The sequence below is a fragment of the Rhodococcus sp. WS1 genome, from assembly GCF_003797745.1.
GTDB classification, from domain to species: domain Bacteria; phylum Actinomycetota; class Actinomycetes; order Mycobacteriales; family Mycobacteriaceae; genus Rhodococcus_F; species Rhodococcus_F erythropolis.
The window spans coordinates 625,200-642,515 of record NZ_RKLZ01000002.1 but is presented as its reverse complement, the minus strand read 5'-3'; the positions used below and the strand labels follow the sequence as shown (position 1 = coordinate 642,515).

Genomic DNA, 17,316 nt, shown 5'->3' with positions numbered 1-17,316 from the left:
CGACTCCGATTCCGGCGACGATCGATGTTCGTCGGTCGATGGCCAACTGGGCTGGAAGTACGTGCCTGAACATCGAGCGGGACGTTCATGGGCCTGCGATGAGACTGTCCCGGCGGACCCGCCGCACGGAACTCCTACGTAGCTAGATCGAGGAGCTGAGCTCTTCCCCGTACGTTTCGCATAGTCGCTGTCAGGAGTCCTTGGGTTCCTTGGGTTCGGGCTCGGCCCACGCGGCGACGTTGGCGGCACCTCGTGCCAACTGCCGTCGCCCGGACGTCAATACTTCAGACGTCCGGTCCTTTGCCGCGACGAATACATCGGCGATCCGCGCGTGTTCAGGGCTGTCCCACTGCGTAATCTGCAGGTTCCGAGCCTGGATGAACTGATCCAGAATTTCGCGCAACGCGTCGCGGTGCCGGCCAAGACCGCGGGCGGCAATCTTGTGATGCGCTTCGCTCAGGCGCAGCACGGCATTAATTTCCAAGACCTCTCGCATCCGCGCAACTACCTGTACGTCGGCCTCATGCTGCTCGCGGAGGGTTGTGCGCGCGCTGGTGATGGTTTGGTCCACGTGCTGCGGCTCAGTGTTTCGCACCTGTTCCAGCCTGAGCTTGTGCCACTGAAACAGTGATTTCTGGGCTACGACCAGCAGTTGCAGGGTCTCTCCGAGTCTGTTTTTGTTCAACAGCTGCTCAAGTTGCTCGGATCGCTTGCCTGGGCCAGCGCGTCCGTCCAGCGTTTCCAACTGTTTGACGGCATGGACCCGAAGTCTCTCAATCCCGACTTCCAAATCTGCCCCCAGCGAGGCGATCGATGACCAATCTGTGTTGGTCAATGCATGCCCCGACGCCAGGTCCCGCACTTTGGCCGAGAGGAGACGGTGCTGTCCGTACACGTCCCCGATCCGATGAGCCTCGGCCAATCGGAGTAGCTCGTCCACCTTGTCTTCGATCACGTCCAGGTGCTCATGGACCTGGTCGAACTGGGCGCTGATCGCCGCTTCTAACGCGGCGATCGCAACCATCTGCGGTCCTACCCCCGCCACCATCGCGCCGGGGTTCGCGATCCGCGCGTTGGAGATGATCTTGCCGCTTTGTGGATTACGTACCATCTTGTGATAAGTGACGGTTGCCCCGGATTTCGGCCGAGCGAACAGCTCGTGGTATCGCTTGCCAACCGCGTATGCGGCTCCGACCGCGCGGCCCCCGAATGCCTGACTGGCCATCTTCGGCAACATTGTGCCGGAGTCGATCGGGACAGGTGAGAGCGCTGTGTCCCACTCGAGCGCAAAGGCCGCAATGGCATCTTCGGTACCGACAAGCGCGGTACCGAGCTCGTCGTCGATGACCATCAGCTCCATCGAGTCCTCGATGCCCAGCCCGTCCGGCTCGATCGGCGACAGGTCACCCACGTGCGACTCCTTCCACCCGCCCATGCGAATGCATATTCACGTTCTTCTCATGGCATTCTGCCTTGCTCCACTGACATCGCCCGTACGAGCTCCGCCAGAACAGCCAGGGAACCGGTTCCGACTGCCTCCGTGGGGCCCGGATGCCGCAGGAAAATAGCAATGATCAGGTAAATAGTGAATAGATCCCTTCTGTGTGACCGCACTGTCCCCTGCGACGGTGAAGGAGCACCGATGAGCACCGCATCCAACCCGCAACCACGCCTGACGGAAGCCCAGATCGACCGCGCGATCGCCGCCGCCACAGCCGGTCACCGCATGGCGGGCATGGAGCCCACCGCCGCGGACATCGCCATCGGACGCCGACAACTACGCGGAGAAATCACCGGCGACGAAGCCGTCGAACTTGCCCTCGCCGCAGCATTGAACGAACGCAAGGGGCGCCCATGACCGCAGCACGCAAATCCGCCTCTCGCGACATCGAAGAATCCGTCAAGTTCGCCGCAGCGGGAATTCGCCTGGCCGGCGGAACTTTCACCCCGGCCGATGAAGCGGCCGCTCGCCGGGTCGCTTCCGGAACTCGCACTCAGGAAGGAGAAGTCGCCGCGCTTCGCCGCGAACTGGGGTACTGACTTCCCTTGCCGCGGAAAACTCCACGGTTTCGTTCCTGGAATGACTATTACATCGCCGGAACAACTGTTCTACGCAACAAACTGACCAGCGCAACCGAACCTTACGGAACCACAGATCCCGACAAGCTCCGGCTGTTCGAAGAGCGCGCCGCGTCTGTGCGCCTGGTCGCAGCCAACTCGACCCCATTCGCGGTTCATTCGACACAACCAACTCAAAGCCATCCACCGAGCACTCTTTCAGGACGTATACGACTGGGCCGGAGAAGAACGCACGGGCCCGCCCAGCGAGATGCGTAAAAGCGCGGCCCCGCCGTCGGCCATTACCCGCCAGGCGATCCTCGCGCCCATGGTGAACTACGGCTACTACCCAGCCCCGGCCATGCCTGATGCCGCCAACCTCCAATTTCGTCGACTCGCCAAACACGATCGCCTGCGCGGCCGAAACCGCGAAGAATTCCCACCGGTCTCGCCGAACACTGGGGAGAAATCAACACCATCCACAACGAAAATTATCTCTAGTCAGTTCATCGGTGATGCGGTCTGTACCCGCAGTTCCTGTCGTGGACAGTGTCGTCGACGTACCACGATGTCGCTGATCTTGGTTAGCGTCAGACGACCGTCAACTTGTCCGACTGGTGGATTGTGATCGAAACGTCATGTCCGGTCAGAATCCCAGGAGAACCCTGCGACTACGTAATCTGGATTCTGACTCGCTCGTTAGGTGTGGACTTTCGAGCACTGCGCGGAAAGCCGCGATTCCCAGAGCGACTGTTCGTTGCGCTTGATTGACAGCATCGGTGTGCGTGAACTTCTTCGCACCAACCTCGACTGAGCCGTGGACTACCTTGCTGCGGCTGTTATATATGTCGCGTAGTTCCTTGAAAAGAGCCTCGCGACTGGCCATGTCGCTAGGTTCGAGAAGCACGGACATCGCACCGGTCACCTGGAAACTAATCTCAGGGGTCGCTCCGAACAATCCCTCCCAGCACACGACCGCGTCAACCAAGGAATCGACAGGGTCATCGCGTTCCGCGGCGGCTCGCAGCAGCCTTCGCATGGGGAGGGATAGATTCTCAGGCATGGCCATGACTCTCGGCAACCAGATGCTCAACGCATCTGCTATCTTGCCGTCGAGTTCGTGTGCCGATGAATTGTGAGGCAGGTTGGTTTGCAAGGGCTCTGCCGTCCCGGTCATGGGATTCGCGATCATCGTGAACGTCGCGTTCGATGCGAGTGCGTCGTCGACACCCGATGACAGGAGAACCGAAAATCGAAGACGCTCAAGTTGGGACGCTAAAAATCTTCGGTGTGTTTCGACTATCTCGGTATGTTCGGCGGAACGCCCAACGAACGTGATATCGAGAGTGTCGTGGTGGTTGAAGGGCTGGACCTTGTTGTCAAGGTATCGCAGTTCGGTGTCGATCTCCGCAATCATCCAGATCTGTGTTGTCCCATTCAGGCATCCAGGGTCGAGAGGCGTCGATCGGCGAAGTCGGATACCTTCGAGTCCGATTGCCTCGACGCTGTCCTCCAGCCTGAGCCCTGCCAACCCGACGTAGGTGGCCGTTGAGACGGTTTCACCGGCGGACAGATTGCGAGCCAGTTCCAGCAACGCAACAGTGGAGTTCTGTACCGCCTCGACCGCATCGTTGGCTGCATACTTAGTCACTACTGCACTGTGGAGGATGTCGCCCGGGATGTCGTGAAACTTGAGCGTAGAGCGGTTTCCATCGGACCACAGAGGAAACAGAGCGGCCCAACGCGGGTTTTCCTTGTCCATCTGTGCTTCGGGCCCAGTCGCGGTGGAGCATGCGACGGCCTCCTCGAACATTCGCCCAAGTGGCTCGTCATCGGTGAATCGGCTGAAGAGTGAATCGGCGATGGGGTGCGCGTCGAGGACTGCGGCGATGTGCGTGGTTCCTAGGAGACGAAATCCCAGGAAGTCGCGTGCAAGAATCCGGAAGGCGGCCTCGACTGTGCCATCATCGGTAGTTTCCGGCACCCGGCCGCCGCAGCGCTGGTGCCAGTCGTTGGCCCGCGACGTTCCGAGGCCGGCGACATATCCAGCAAGCTGCCGGGCAGTGGTGATCCGTCGGTCATTACTGTCGGCGATCTCCTGCATCGAGATCATCAGTGCACGGGCTTCCGAAATCACGGACCGCTGCGCATCAGTGGGAATAGAGTGGTCTATTCCCCACTTGCCGTCGAACGCGCAGATGAAGTCGAGAAAGTCGGTTCCATAGGCCCGAGCGAGGTCAAAGTAGGCCAGACGAAAGTCGACCCCCTGGGCTTCGAGGAAGTGTCCCCAGTCGGGAAAGTCGGACGGGTGCGTCATGGCAATACAGTCTCACGCCCCGATTCTCTGCCGTCACGCGCGTGACGACGGCTGATGCTGGTAGGTCACAGTGACTTCCCCCGACCTTCGTGTGGGTCGGGCGGTTTCGTTCTCGATGAGAGCTTTCGCGCTTTGAGGGTCTTGCTTGATAGAGTAGCGAGTGACCCAAGTCCTTATTGTCGTGGCCGTGCACGCTATGTCACTGAGGCACCTACCTGAGTTCGGAGCAAGAACGTGGTCGACAACAGTCATATTCTTTCGGCTATGCATGCCCTTTTCGAGGCATTGGGGCCGCCAACGAGCCGCCCCCTATCGCCCAGTGAGCGCACCGATATGCATCCCGAGCGGTTTTACGAGGGCTTCCATCCGGTCTTCGAGCTGATGGAGACATTTGGACCAGGGGATGCCGGTTACACGCATCAATTTCCACGGCGAGGCGGCCACTCCTCCCTGCCAGTATTTGTGGAAAACGGCGGCATCGTTGTGATCGAAACCTACTTTCATAAGGGTGATATGACCATCGAACGGCTGGACTATGGAATAACGCCTGAGCCGGTATTCAAGGCCTTGTACGCCTTGCTCGAAGGCGCTGAAGTGCGCGACTAGCAAATCCTGCACGACACACGCCGTCCCGACGCATCGTTTGAGGGTCGGGGCGGCGTCGTTTGCAGGAACACTGAGGAGTGAGTGCTGTCTTCGTGAAGGCGTTTCGCGGGGGCGCAGTCACCAACTTGCCTTATCCCACTGCCAACTGTCACGTTGCAAGTTCGATAATCGACACTTCGTTAATGCCAATGCAGTTGACATCGCGTCCAGCAGCCCGAAGCCCTCGGTGAGCTATGGCCGAGCACATAACAGTATTTGAGGCACCGACAGTAGATGCATCAATGGACCCGTGCTCGGGGAACTCTTCACGCGAATAGCTCGTTAAGAGGTGGTTATGTGCGCAATCAATACTTAAGTAGTTCGACGTTCGGATGGCGAGTTTTCTCAATTTCCGCTGCGTGGGCAGTGGTTAATCCCGTCCCAGGCGCTGGAGGAGTAGAACGACGGAGGAGCTAGAGATGGTCCGACAAGCTAGGCGAGCTAAGGGCGAGTCCTGCGAGGAAATGTGGGCACGATCGGTGGTAGAGGCGCATGCTCACGTAACGTTGGATCTCAATGACGACGGGTCTGTAAACGAGATGGTCGACTACAAGGTGTTCGATCGCCCTTCTACTGACCCTACCCGACAACAGTTGGGAATCCTGGAAGTTGGCACGATCACTAATAGTGACTTCAAGGAAAGTGAGGCGACCTTCAAAAAGGAACTCGGCGATGGATTTGACGATTCATCGCTGGAAGGAACGTGGTTGGTCTTTCTCACCTATGGGGCGCGACTGAAGCCGGTTCGGGAACGATTGGTGCCGGCTCTCAGGGCTCTCGAGCAGCAGGACATTGAGACACTCAGGCCGGGATACCAGAGGGACCCCCACCTTCAACAGCTCGCGCTGCAGCTGGCGGAAGTGGGCGGTGTGATCAGTGTGGAGCGCCATCGCGACCCATGTCCAGCTCAGGTTTTGTGCAGCTTCCAGTGGGGCACTGTCGGGCCAACCGATCCTCTCGTTACGTTGGTGATGGTCGAAGAATGGCTCGCTCGTTCTGACAAGGATCAGAAGGGGATTCGTCGGAAGGTGGGCTTGCGGGACGGCCAACCCTATGGTGGTCTCTTCCTCCGGATCGAGAAGGTACCTTCACCAGTGGTTGGCACGGCGTTCTCAAATGACTACCAGCAGTACACCGAACCTTTACGGGCGCGTCAGCTCCCTCCACGCGAACCTACGTTGCCGGCGGAGATTACGCATCTGTGGTTGATGGCAGAGGACGGATTCGGATGGTACTGGGATTCCGTGCGATGGCACGTTGTCGAGCCTTCGGAGGGCGAGGCGTAGTCTGCGACGAACTGAGCACGGCGCGCTCGCAACCCTGTCCGCAGCTGGAGCCGGGCGCTCGTGGTGCAGTCACAATGCGCTCACTGTTAGCTGGGCCAGCCACACGACTTTTTTGCTTGTCACCGCCGCTTGCCGGAGTTAGCTCGCCACCAAGGCAGGGGTAGTTGGGGACCCGAGAGAGCGGAAACTGGGAACTGCGGCGGTGGCAGGCACACTGCTTACGCCTTCGCGGAACCGAATCGAATTGCTCGCAAAAAAGTCGTCGGACGATAATCCTGCGCACCGCACGTCTCGGCATCCAGATCGATGAAAATCACAAATCTCATTGATATTTTCACCAGGCGCTCAACTTGGGGTCCAATCAGCACCATTTCTCAACTTCGCTGGCTCGAAACTGATAAACCAACAACATGTCAGAGACAGCCGCCCGGCCGTGGTTCGCCTTCGGCGAGCCTGAGTTTCTACCGTTCGATTGGGTTCCCTCGATCACCGCAATTGAGAACATCGAGATTCGGTTCCCTGGCCTCGACGTCGTCGCCCAGTTTGATCCGTTTCACATGTACTACGGCAAAGGCGATCTAACTCGCGGCAACTGGGATTATGTCTGGATCAGGTGGATGGAACGTTGCGCCGAGCGGTCCGGGATGATCTCGCAAACGTCGGAATGGGAGGATCCCATCCTTCCCGACGATTGGCGCCCGTCCTATGGCGAATGGATGAGCTTGGCCTCGGCGTTCAAGGAGCTTGACCTTGAACAAGTGCACGAGGACTTCCAGCGTACGTTTTATCGGGTCGGACTCTCCGAACTGAGTTCTGCCTTGGGATCCAGCGAGGTTTTCCACTCTTGGTTCGCGGCTTGGTGCTCTTACCTGGTCCTGACCTACAGGAAGAGTATCGACTCGACCTACTGGTTGGACATCTTCACGCCTGAACTCCATACTGCACACGACCCTGACGCCACATCTGATTCATAGATTCAGTTATTTTGTTGAGCAAACTCAACGCCGCTAATCGCCACTCCGACGTACAGCAGGGTAACCGACAAAACCTGCCACTGAATAACGGTAAGTCGTTCTGGATGATCCACATCCTGTCAGGAAATTCAGCTTTCCAATGGTGTTTGCCGGCGAATCCTGCACTATCGCTACCATCCCAACGTGAACGAGAAACAACACAGGGCACCAGCAACTGAAAACCCACCGGGCGGGATTCGCGCGATCGAACTTGTCGTGCTCGGCACTTGCGTGCTTGTGCTGATCGCAGGATCGGCAGCGGTTGGAGTCCTTATTTGGCCCCAACTGAATCCCAAAAGTTGGACCGCCAGCGGTTGGGCCGCAAGCGGCGCTTGGTTTTCTGGCGTAGTGACAGCTACTTCAGTCTGGTTCGCCGTCAAGATGTCACGAGAAGCCCAGAGCTCAGCGATGCGGTCACTAGGCATCCAACTGGCCGAAGATAGTCGGCGAGAACAACTCGGTGCGGTGGGAAACGTCTGGTCGAGCCTGCGCGCGCAAAATGAACTCGTCAACGAGATCACAGACCGATGGTACGACTACGCACAGGCAGATGCGGCCGCCAACACAAACTCGCTTAACCCCGATTCAGATGCACCAGACGACAGTGTGAGCGCGATGCGCGCCGAGAAACTTGTCGAATTTCATGCAGTCCAACAGAATGCGCTGAAACTGGCAGCATCAGTGAAAGACATCTTTTTGGAAGCGATGTGGACGGTATCAGATCCGCAAGTACGTGCGGATCTCGACAAATTACACAAGTCATATCGACAGCTGAGCACATGGATCGAACGCACCTATATGAACTTCCCCAATTTTCATCCGATTCTCGATAGTTCAACCGGCGAGATACTGACACCTGTTGAGATTACCGAATCGATTCAAAGGAACAGCCATCAACTCGTGGTCAGCGCCCAACAGCGCCTCGGACGCTCCTCCCAGACGTAATCAACGCGGCGATCGCGTCAATCAACACGATTCAACCGGTTGACGGAAAAATGCTGTCTGGTCCGCTTTCTACGATTTCCCAAATGGCGCCGCATGTCGTTCCGGTTGGACAGACAAGATAATCGGTCCACCACAGTTTTTCAAGGAGTCAATGGTCTTGTGTCGCACATGATGTACACCTGAAACGAGGGTGCAAATAACTTCCGAGATGGAAACACCAGAACACAATTCGTGTTCTTCTCCGAACTCGCCCGCCGCGCCGGCTACGAACTCGACATCACGCAGTTCACCGAAAACGGTTGACTGCGAGCAAAATTCGTTCACGCTCGCTCCTACCACACGAGCAGACCGCCTGGACGTATTGCTGGACAAAGCGCTCATCGACACCCGGCCGCAGGTTTCGGCGGAGTCCGCCGAAGGCGGTGAACTCGGCGACTTTACGCGCACCGCCCGCCTGGCTTTCCCGGCACCGCCGACAATTCCGGATCCGTGTCGCCTATCGCTTGAACGGCCATCGCGGCAGCTTGACGTGCACGCCACGACGCACTGGTGGTCGCCTCCGTCAAGCTGCGGAGAACGGATCTCTCATGCGAACGAACGAAGATGAAACCAAGCCCGACGATCCCACAGCAGCGGATGTATTCGTCTTCGGACTCCACCGCCCGCAGGATGTCGTCGCTGTCGGCGCCGCGCGCGAACTCGAGCATGAGCGCGAGGTTCGCGCGCGGGCCGGGCAATCCTGAACGCTCCTGCAGATAACTCCACAGTTCATCGCCGTCCAGATCCGCGAACGTCATGGGCGTCCTTTCCTCAGTACACCCAATCCTGTCAGCCCGGATCTACACGCGCAGCATTTCCGATCAGTGAGCAGGGAGAAGGGACGTCTCCTGCGCCGCGCCGTCTTCTGCGCCGATCTGGACGATGTTTCGCGGCAGGAATACAGCTGCGATCGCACCGAGAACTGCTGCAGCAGCACCGATCAGGAACGCGATACGCATGCCCTCGTCGGTGTAGAACACAGCGCCCTCCATCGCCATCGCGATGTGCGAGTTCAAGACCGTGAAGGCGATGACGGGAAGCACTGCGGGGAAGATGCTCTGGAAGACCGCGACCATGCTCGCCGTGGTTGCCTGCAACTGCGGCGGCACTGCCTCGATGAGCAGGTTCGGAATGGAGGCGTAACCCATACCCATACCGACACCGAAGATTCCGGCAAAGATGATGAGCAGCGGCTTGTTGTCGTGAATGGTGGCCGTCAAGGTGAATCCGACTGCCATGAGTATCATTCCGATGATCATCAGCAGACGGGGTCGAATGTTGCGGCCGACCAGGAAGCCCACGATCAAGCCGCCGACCACCACCATGCCGCCAAGGGGCGCCTGGAAGATCGCGAATCCCTCTGCTGTCACGCCGAATCCGTATCCCAGGCCGAGAACTGCTGGCGTCATCACCATCATCGGCAGCAAAATCGTGAAGACTCCCGACGCGCCGTAGCAGAACCCGGCACCGACGGCGGTGAGCATCACCGAACGCTTGCCGAAGTAGCGCAGGTCGATCAAGGGCTCACGGATGGCTCGGGCAGAGGCAACCCACGCCGCCAGCAGTGCGACGCCACCGATCAGATAGGCCAGCGTCGAACCGTTCTTCCAGCCCCAGGTCGGTCCGAAGCTGACGCCGATCAGAATTCCGGCGATGCCCGATCCGAGTAGTACCGCACCGATCAGGTCCAGCGAAGAACGCAGTCGTACAGCTGATTCCGCCGTCGAAGCGAAGATCATGCCGCCGAGCAAAACCAAACCGATGACGAAGAACCAGAAGATGCTCCGGAACCCGTGGTTGTCGATCAACCAACCGGTGAGGAACGGCGCCGGAATAGCGATCAGGCCCATGCCGGAGGTTGCAATACTGACAGCCAGCGCAACGGTTTTCGGCGGAAAGACATCTCGAATGAGGGAGTAGCTCAGGAAGAGGCAGGGAACGAGCAGACCAGTCAGGGACCGGCCCAGAATCAAGACTGCATAGCTCGGCGCAATCGCCGAAATGAAGGAACCGACCGCCGCGCCGGCGACCGCAAAGAGCAGGACTTTTCGTTTGCCGTACATATCTGCGAGCTTGCCGAGCAGCGGAGACGCGACCGCCCCCAGCAGCAGGAACGACGTGAGCAGCCAAGCGCCCTGCGTTGTTTGATAATGCACCGAGATGGCGGGCAGCGCCGTGGAAATCATCATGTAGCTCACCGCGAGCATTTCGAGAAGAAGAACGATCGACGCCAGCGAGAACACCAGTCGCGGAGTCCACCGCTCCGGTATCGACGTCGATTCGGGCAGACTGGGAGAAGAACCGTCGCTGTGGACATGAGACGCCATGGCTGAAGAATCCTTTCGGGACACCTGCGAATTCGATTGACCCCCTGCCGAATACCGTCGGCCGGGGCCTTGCGGGGAAGTGCAGTGGAACGACAGCTACCGTTCTCGGCAACGTGTTACCTGCATCACAGCCCTCGCGTCGAACGCGCGCTACAGAATGTTCCGCGGAGCGGGACAATCAGGACAACGACTGATTGGCACCCCGGATACAGCCCCAGATACGACTGTGCGCCGTTTCGGTAGCGGTAACTACCAAAACGGCGCACGTGCGCGAAGCGCCTACAGAACTATGTTCACCATCTTGCCCGGCACAACGATCACCTTGCGCGGTGCGTTGCCCTCGAGCAGAGCGACGATCTTCTCGTCGGCCAGGGCGATCTCCTCGACAGCCTTGCGATCGGCATCCGCCGGCACGCTGATGCGGCTACGAACCTTGCCGTTGACCTGGATCGGGTACTCGACGGTGTCCTCGACGAGCCACTTCTCCTCGACAGCGGGGAAGGGGCCGTGTGCAAGAGATTCCGTGTGTCCAAGACGCGACCACAGCTCTTCCGCGAGGTGCGGCGCCAGGGGAGCGAGCATCAACACCAACGGCTCGACGGCAGCACGGGGCGCGCCACCCGGGAACGCCTTGGTGAGGTGGTTGTTGTACTCGATCAGCTTCGCAGCGGCCGTGTTGTCGCGCAGCGCGGTGTAATCCTCGATGACACCGGAAATCGCCTTGTTGAGCGCACGCAGCGTTTCCTCACCAGGAGCTTCGTCGGTGACACGGGGCTTGCCGGTCTCCTCGTCGATGACGACGCGCCACACTCGCTGCAGGAATCGAGCAGCACCGACGACGTCCTTGGTCGCCCACGGACGCGAGGTGTCCAGCGGACCCATCGACATCTCGTACACACGCAAGGTGTCTGCACCGAACTCGGCGCAGATCTCGTCCGGCGCAACGGCATTCTTCAGGCTCTTGCCCATCTTGCCGTACTCGCGGTTGACCTCGGCGCCCTCGTAGAAGAACTTGCCGTCACGCTCGACGACCTCTTCTGCCGGCACGTAGACGCCGCGGGCATCGGTGTACGCGAATGCCTGGATGTAGCCCTGGTTGTAGAGGCGACGGTACGGCTCGCTCGAGGACACGTAGCCCAGGTCGAACAGAACCTTGTGCCAGAAGCGCGAGTACAGCAGGTGCAGCACCGCATGCTCGACGCCGCCGACGTACAGGTCGACTCCACCGGGATCGTTGGGGCCGTGCAGTTCCGGACGCGGACCCGTCCAGTACGCCTCGTTCTGCGGATCGCAGAAGGCGTCCTGGTTGGTGGGATCGATGTAGCGCAGCTGGTACCACGAGCTACCTGCCCACTGCGGCATGACGTTGGTGTCGCGGTGGTAGGTCTGCAGACCGTCGCCGAGATCGAGCTCGACGTTGACCCAGTCGGTCGCCTTGTTCAGCGGGGGAGAGGGCTCGGAGTTGGCGTCGTCCGGATCGAAGGACACCGGTGCGTAGTCCTCGACCTCCGGAAGCACCACGGGCAGAGCCGAATCCGGCAGGGCGTGTGCGTTGCCGTCCGCGTCGTAGACGATCGGGAAAGGCTCGCCCCAGTAACGCTGACGCGCGAAAAGCCAGTCGCGCAGCTTGTACTGGATAGTGCCCTTGCCCTGGCCGCTCTCCTCGAGGCGGCTGATGACGGTCGCCTTGGCCTCGGCCACGTCCAAACCGTCGAGGTAGTCGGAGTTCACCAGCGGGCCGTCACCGGAGTACGCAGCCTCCGAAACATCGCCACCGGCAATAACTTCGAGAATTTCCAGTCCGAACGCGTTCGCGAACTCCCAGTCGCGGTGATCGTGTCCTGGAACTGCCATGATCGCGCCGGTGCCGTAGCCCGTCAGAACGTAATCGGCGATGAAGATCGGGACCTTGTGGCCGTTGACCGGATTGACGGCGTAGGAACCGAGGAAGACGCCCGTCTTCTCCTTGTTTTCCTGACGCTCCAAGTCGGTCTTGGCGGCAATCGACTTACGGTATGCAGCAACAGCTTCCGCCGGCGTCGTGGCACCGCCAGTCCAGCGTGCGTCGACACCGTCGGGCCACTCGTCCGCGACGAGCTTGTCCACCAAGTCGTGCTCAGGAGCCAGCGTCACATAGGTGGCGCCGAACAGCGTGTCGGGGCGCGTCGTGAACACATCGACGCCGTACTGGCCTGCGGCAAAGGTAACTTCGGCGCCATAGGAGCGTCCGATCCAGTTGCGCTGCATGGCCTTGACCTTGTCCGGCCAATCCAGGTACTCGAGATCGTCGACCAGGCGATCGGAGTACGCGGTGATGCGCATCATCCACTGCTGGAGGTGCTTACGGAACACGGGGAAGTTTCCGCGGTCACTACGACCGTCGGCGGTGACTTCCTCGTTGGCCAGCACGGTGCCCAAACCGGGGCACCAGTTGACCATCGAATCCGACTGGTAGACAAGGCGGTACGAGTCGACGACCTTTGCCTTCTCGGCGACTGTCAGCGACGCCCACTCGCGTCCGTCTTCCAGAGCACGCTCACCGGAATCGAACTCGGCTTCCAGCTCGGAGATACGACGGGCCTTGCCTGCAGCCTTGTCGTACCAGGCGCCGTGGATCTGCAGGAAGATCCACTGCGTCCAGTGGTAGAAGTCGACGTCCGTCGTCGCGAGGCTACGACGCTCGTCGTGCCCCAGACCCAGGCGTCGCAGCTGGCGCTTCATGTTGGCGATGTTGGACTCGGTGGTCGTCCGCGGGTGGGTACCCGTCTGCACGGCGTACTGCTCGGCCGGGAGACCGAACGCGTCGTAGCCGAGGGTGTGCAGGACATTGCGCCCCTGCATGCGATGGAAGCGTGCGAAGACGTCCGTAGCGATGTATCCGAGCGGGTGACCGACGTGCAGGCCCGAACCCGAGGGGTACGGGAACATGTCCTGAACGAAGAGCTTGTCGGCGGGAACACCGTCGGGCGAGGAGAGCGGACCGACCGGATTAGGCGCGTTGAACGTGCCGTCCTCACTCCAGCGGTCCTGCCAGTGCTGCTCGATCTGGCCGGCGAGCTCCGCGGTGTAGCGGTGCTGCGGAGTTGCGTCGGCTGGTGAATCGGGGGACTGCGGAGACTCGGTCACTGTGGTCGCTATCTACTTGGCTGACGGAAATACCGATAACCAGGGTAGAGCCTGTGCGACCCGGGCATACCATCAACTCCACTCGCGCCTATCCTGTATGGGTGATCGTTGTCGCTGTGGTGCTATTCGTGCTCGCTGTCGCCGTCGGTGGAGTTGGTGTCGCCGGTCTGATCGGCAAACTCCCGCGCAACCGCTGGGCCGGTGTCCGCACCGAGGATTCCCTGCGGAGCGAGGAGTCGTTCGCCCTCGCCAACAAGGTGGCAGGTCCGACCATGCTCGCGGCCGCTGGAATGTTGGTCATCGGCGGAGTCGCAGCTCTGACCATCGGCGGAGTCTTCGGCATTGCCGTCGCGATCATCGCCGTCGTCGTCGCCGTCCTCACTGCCGGTTTCGGTGGAGGCATCGGCACCCGCGCGGCCGCCGCGCTCCCACAGCAGAGCGGATGCGGTAACGACTGCAACTGCGGCGGCCACTCCGAGCCTGCCGCAGACGAGCCGGTGGCGGAGACCCCCGAGGCCAAGGCGAACGCTGCCGCTTGCGGTACCGCTTCCTGCGGTGCCTGCGCGCTCAAGGATGCTTGCCAGCCGGCTCATTGATTCACGTGAAACATCGCGTGGTCGACCCGGCCGGGGTCGTATTCGGGCTAGTGGTTCCGCTGCTGTGTGCGGTCTTCGACTTCGTCCTGACAAAACTTTGGGAGCCTCGCCTCCCGGAACAGATCGCGACTCACTGGACCACCACCTCGCCGGACGGCTTCTCCACCCCGTCGGCCAACGCATGGACCATTGCACTTTTGACACTGCTCTTCGGTGGCGGCCTGAGTGCGATTGCTGCTCTTGCTCCCGCGATGTTGATGATGCGTCGCTTCATGTTGGTTGTCGGGCTGAGCGTGGTCGGGCTCATCACGACAGTGAACTTCGCTTTGCTCTACACCCAACTCGATGTCGCCGATCCGTCCACGACGTCACTCCCGCTGTGGTCTATCGGTGTCGGCTTTGCAGTCGGCGGGGTGCTGGGGTGGATCGGCGCCTCGTTCCTGCGTGACTACCGCGTCCGCACTCTTGCCACGATCGAACCCTCGGCCGGGTTGCCGCGAAGCAGCTGCCCTCTCCCCATCTCCGACGACGTCGGATTCAGCACCAAAGGCTCGGTGATCCTCGCTGCGATCACTCTGGCGCCCGGAGTCATCATGGCGTTGGCGATGCGGTCACTCTGGCCGCTGTTCATCTTCGGGGCACTCGGACTGCTCGTCGTCAGCCTGGTTCGCTTCCGGGTGATCGTCGACGAACGGGAAATCCGGGTGATCAACATGGGGATGGCTGCGATGACCTACGGCATCGAGGAAGTTGTCGGAGCCGACGTCGCGGAGATCAAACCGTTCGCGGACTTCGGCGGCTGGGGACTCAAGACCAAGGGTCGTCGTAACTACGGCGTCGTCACCCGCACCGGGCCAGCGGTGGTCATCACGTTCGCCGGTGGCGACCGACTCACGATCACGACACCGAAGGCCGAAGACATCGCCGGGTCCCTCAATCGATTGGCCGACGCCCGGACTCGGTAACCGCCGAACCTGAACCGATCGCTTCCTGAGTCTTCTCGAGATACCCGCATGCCGCCGCCCTGGCTTTGATGACATCGCGCTCGGCGATGGCTTCGGCAACTCCCTGATGATGCGAAGACGTCAGCGACGGCGGATGAACGCCTTCGGTCACCTCGTAGGTGGCGCGGACCGTTTCGAGGATTCCGGCAAACAGATCGGTCAGAACCGGATTGTGAGCGGCATCGACGACGGCAATGTGAAACGCAAGATCGACGTCGACGAAGTTCTCGGCCGGCACGTCACGCTTGGCGGCCAGCTCACGAAGTATCCGAACGTCGTCGTCGCTACGACGCTCACACGCCAACCGGACCGCTTCCATCTCGAGCGCACGACGCACTTCGAAGACGTATTTCATCTCGTCCACGGACGCGTGTTTGCCGAGCAGTCCGCCGATGTCGGTCCGTGCCCGAACGAAGGTCCCTGATCCGCGACGGATCTCCAGGACTCCCGTCGACGTCAGTGTCTTGATCGCTTCGCGCACGGTGTTCCGGCCGACGCCGAGAACACTCATCAGTTCCGGCTCGGTGGGAACACGGTTCCCGACGGTCCAGGCGCCGTCGGAGATCTGCGCGCGCATCCAATCGAGGGATTGCTCGTACGCGGACTCCTTGCGAACAACGGTCATCTACTCATCCTCACAGCATTCGCGACGATCATTCCACTCACCTACGATACGTAGGACGACCCATGTATTTTCGAACTCTGTCATCAGGAGGGGCTTCCCACGTCCGCCACAGCTGTCGCCACCGAAGAACGCACACGCCGCACCAATCGACACTTCTACGGCGTGGGCTACGTCCTCACCGTGATCCTTCTGGGCGCGAACGTGCCCACCTCCGTCTACGGGCTGTACCGGACCGAGTTCGGATTCACGCCAACCATCCAGACGCTCATCTACGGCGTCTACGTCGCCGGCCTCGTTCCGGCGTTGCTGTTCTTCGGACCGCTGTCCGACGCCCTCGGCCGACGCACCGTGCTTCTGACTGCACTCGCGCTGAGCGTCGTCGGCACGCTCGTTCTGGCCTTCGCCGACGCGACGGTGTGGTTGTTCGTCGGACGCGTTGCTCAGGGAATCGCGGTGGGCGCGGCCAGTGCGGCGGGCAGCGCCGCATTGGTGGAGCAGGAACCGAAGTTCGATCACCGCCGGGCAGCGCTCGTATCGACGGTGACGGGCGCGTTGGGTGGTGCACTCGGACCGCTCGTGTCCGGTGCGATCGCCCAGTACCTTCCGCAACCGCTGCGGTTGCCGTATCTGATCTTCCTCGTCGCGTTCATCCCGGCACTGATCGTGTTGCTGCTGCTGCCGCGGATCGGGGACATCACACGCCCGAAGCGGTTCTTCCAGATGCCGCATGTTCCCGCCACCATTCGAGAAACATTCTGGCTCAGCTCACTCGCCGTCGCGCTGTCGTGGGGCGCAGTCGGACTCTTCCAGTCGGTGGTCCCGTCGTGGATGACCAGCCTGCTGAACATCGACAACCTCCTACTCGGCGGCGGGGCCGCTGCACTGGTCATGATCTGCTCGGTGATCGCGCAGCTCGGCGGGAGTCGTATGGACCCGCGGACGTCCGTCACCGTCGGCCTGGGAATCCTCGCTCTAGGAATGATCGGCCTACTCGTGGTCGACCTCGTCCCCAGCCTTGCGCTGCTGGGCGTCATCACCGTGGTGGTCGGCGCCGGGCACGGTCTGGCGTTTGCCGGCGGCATGAAACGCGTCAACGCCGCCGCCCGAATCCACGCCCGCGAGAGCCACGGCGGAGTCCTGGCGGCATTCTTCACCGTCAGCTACGCGGGACTGGCGATCCCGTCGATCATCGCGGGTATCGCCATCACCATCCAGGGAATGCAGACGGCCATCATCGAACTGTCGATCGTCGGGACGCTCCTGTGCCTGGCCGTGATGGGCTTCAACCTTCGTGGGGCTCGAGAGCCCGTCGACGCACGCCGTTATCCTTAGCCA

15 protein-coding genes are annotated in these 17,316 nt (G+C 60.6%); 9 read left to right on the top strand and 6 right to left on the bottom strand.

Annotation, left to right across the window (positions count from 1 at the left end; translation table 11 throughout):
* Nucleotides 1–190: 190 nt before the first annotated feature.
* The gene (locus tag EEB12_RS15465) at nt 191–1,411 is read right to left on the bottom strand and encodes a hypothetical protein (RefSeq protein WP_141488067.1); all 1,221 of its coding nucleotides are present in this window, start codon (nt 1,409–1,411) and stop codon (nt 191–193) included.
* 231 nt (nt 1,412–1,642) lie between these two features.
* Here EEB12_RS15465 and EEB12_RS15460 point away from each other — a divergent pair, with 231 nt between their 5' ends.
* Nucleotides 1,643–1,858 (top strand): antitoxin VbhA family protein, encoded by a 216-nt coding sequence (locus EEB12_RS15460; RefSeq protein WP_141488066.1) that lies wholly within the window; start codon nt 1,643–1,645, stop codon nt 1,856–1,858.
* Nucleotides 1,855–2,040: a hypothetical protein gene (locus tag EEB12_RS15455; RefSeq protein ID WP_141488065.1), complete on the top strand. Its 186-nt coding sequence runs from the start codon at nt 1,855–1,857 to the stop codon at nt 2,038–2,040. Before EEB12_RS15460 ends, EEB12_RS15455 begins: the two co-directional genes overlap by 4 nt.
* A 664-nt stretch (nt 2,041–2,704) precedes the next feature.
* On the opposite strand, the gene EEB12_RS15445 is transcribed toward EEB12_RS15455, so the two are convergent.
* Nucleotides 2,705–4,375: a HEPN domain-containing protein gene (locus tag EEB12_RS15445; protein ID WP_141488064.1), complete on the bottom strand. Its 1,671-nt coding sequence runs from the start codon at nt 4,373–4,375 to the stop codon at nt 2,705–2,707.
* A 234-nt stretch (nt 4,376–4,609) separates the two neighbouring features.
* On the opposite strand from EEB12_RS15445, the gene EEB12_RS15440 reads away from it, so the two are divergent.
* The 4 genes from EEB12_RS15440 (at nt 4,610) to EEB12_RS15425 (ending at nt 8,264) form a co-directional block, all read left to right on the top strand.
* Entirely contained in the window at nt 4,610–4,981 is a 372-nt protein-coding gene (locus tag EEB12_RS15440) for a hypothetical protein (RefSeq protein WP_141488063.1), read from the top strand.
* Between the two features lie 545 nt (nt 4,982–5,526).
* On the top strand, nt 5,527–6,306 hold the full coding sequence (locus EEB12_RS15435) for a hypothetical protein (RefSeq protein ID WP_141488062.1): 780 nt from the start codon (nt 5,527–5,529) through the stop codon (nt 6,304–6,306).
* A 410-nt stretch (nt 6,307–6,716) separates the two neighbouring features.
* Nucleotides 6,717–7,280: a hypothetical protein gene (locus EEB12_RS15430; protein ID WP_141488061.1), complete on the top strand. Its 564-nt coding sequence runs from the start codon at nt 6,717–6,719 to the stop codon at nt 7,278–7,280.
* A gap of 183 nt (nt 7,281–7,463) precedes the next feature.
* The gene (locus tag EEB12_RS15425) at nt 7,464–8,264 is read left to right on the top strand and encodes a hypothetical protein (protein ID WP_141488060.1); all 801 of its coding nucleotides are present in this window, start codon (nt 7,464–7,466) and stop codon (nt 8,262–8,264) included.
* A gap of 437 nt (nt 8,265–8,701) precedes the next feature.
* Here EEB12_RS15425 and EEB12_RS15420 read toward each other — a convergent pair whose 3' ends face one another.
* The 3 genes from EEB12_RS15420 to leuS all read right to left on the bottom strand — a co-directional run bounded on the left by EEB12_RS15420 (nt 8,702) and on the right by leuS (nt 13,756).
* Nucleotides 8,702–9,061, bottom strand: a complete 360-nt coding sequence (locus EEB12_RS15420) for a hypothetical protein (RefSeq protein ID WP_258537321.1) — start codon at nt 9,059–9,061, stop codon at nt 8,702–8,704.
* A 63-nt stretch (nt 9,062–9,124) separates the two neighbouring features.
* Nucleotides 9,125–10,630: an MFS transporter gene (locus EEB12_RS15415; RefSeq protein WP_029256798.1), complete on the bottom strand. Its 1,506-nt coding sequence runs from the start codon at nt 10,628–10,630 to the stop codon at nt 9,125–9,127.
* 279 nt (nt 10,631–10,909) lie between these two features.
* A complete protein-coding gene (leuS, locus tag EEB12_RS15410; protein WP_113683369.1) occupies nt 10,910–13,756 on the bottom strand; it encodes a leucine--tRNA ligase in 2,847 nt (948 codons plus the stop codon).
* Between the two features lie 101 nt (nt 13,757–13,857).
* Between leuS and EEB12_RS15405 the strand changes: the two genes are divergently transcribed.
* The gene (locus EEB12_RS15405) at nt 13,858–14,352 is read left to right on the top strand and encodes an SdpI family protein (RefSeq protein WP_029537295.1); all 495 of its coding nucleotides are present in this window, start codon (nt 13,858–13,860) and stop codon (nt 14,350–14,352) included.
* Nucleotides 14,353–14,357: 5 nt separating this feature from the next.
* Nucleotides 14,358–15,317, top strand: a complete 960-nt coding sequence (locus EEB12_RS15400) for a DUF1648 domain-containing protein (RefSeq protein WP_258537322.1) — start codon at nt 14,358–14,360, stop codon at nt 15,315–15,317.
* Here EEB12_RS15400 and EEB12_RS15395 read toward each other — a convergent pair.
* Nucleotides 15,286–15,981, bottom strand: a complete 696-nt coding sequence (locus EEB12_RS15395; protein WP_141488059.1) for a FadR/GntR family transcriptional regulator — start codon at nt 15,979–15,981, stop codon at nt 15,286–15,288. The two genes, EEB12_RS15400 and EEB12_RS15395, sit on opposite strands and share 32 nt — an antisense overlap.
* 162 nt (nt 15,982–16,143) lie before the next feature.
* Between EEB12_RS15395 and EEB12_RS15390 the strand changes: the two genes are divergently transcribed.
* On the top strand, nt 16,144–17,313 hold the full coding sequence (locus EEB12_RS15390) for an MFS transporter (protein ID WP_141488058.1): 1,170 nt from the start codon (nt 16,144–16,146) through the stop codon (nt 17,311–17,313).
* Nucleotides 17,314–17,316 lie beyond the last annotated feature (3 nt).

Excerpts from the sequence above, each read along its gene's own strand:
- EEB12_RS15430 (WP_141488061.1), top strand. The coding sequence starts at position 6,717 with ATGTCAGAGACAGCCGCCCGGCCGTGGTTCGCCTTCGGCGAGCCTGAG.
- EEB12_RS15455 (WP_141488065.1), top strand. The coding sequence starts at position 1,855 with ATGACCGCAGCACGCAAATCCGCCTCTCGCGACATCGAAGAATCCGTC.
- EEB12_RS15445 (WP_141488064.1), bottom strand. The coding sequence starts at position 4,375 with ATGACGCACCCGTCCGACTTTCCCGACTGGGGACACTTCCTCGAAGCC.
- EEB12_RS15420 (WP_258537321.1), bottom strand. The coding sequence starts at position 9,061 with ATGACGTTCGCGGATCTGGACGGCGATGAACTGTGGAGTTATCTGCAG.
- EEB12_RS15415 (WP_029256798.1), bottom strand. The coding sequence starts at position 10,630 with ATGGCGTCTCATGTCCACAGCGACGGTTCTTCTCCCAGTCTGCCCGAA.
- EEB12_RS15460 (WP_141488066.1), top strand. The coding sequence starts at position 1,643 with ATGAGCACCGCATCCAACCCGCAACCACGCCTGACGGAAGCCCAGATC.
- EEB12_RS15395 (WP_141488059.1), bottom strand. The coding sequence starts at position 15,981 with ATGACCGTTGTTCGCAAGGAGTCCGCGTACGAGCAATCCCTCGATTGG.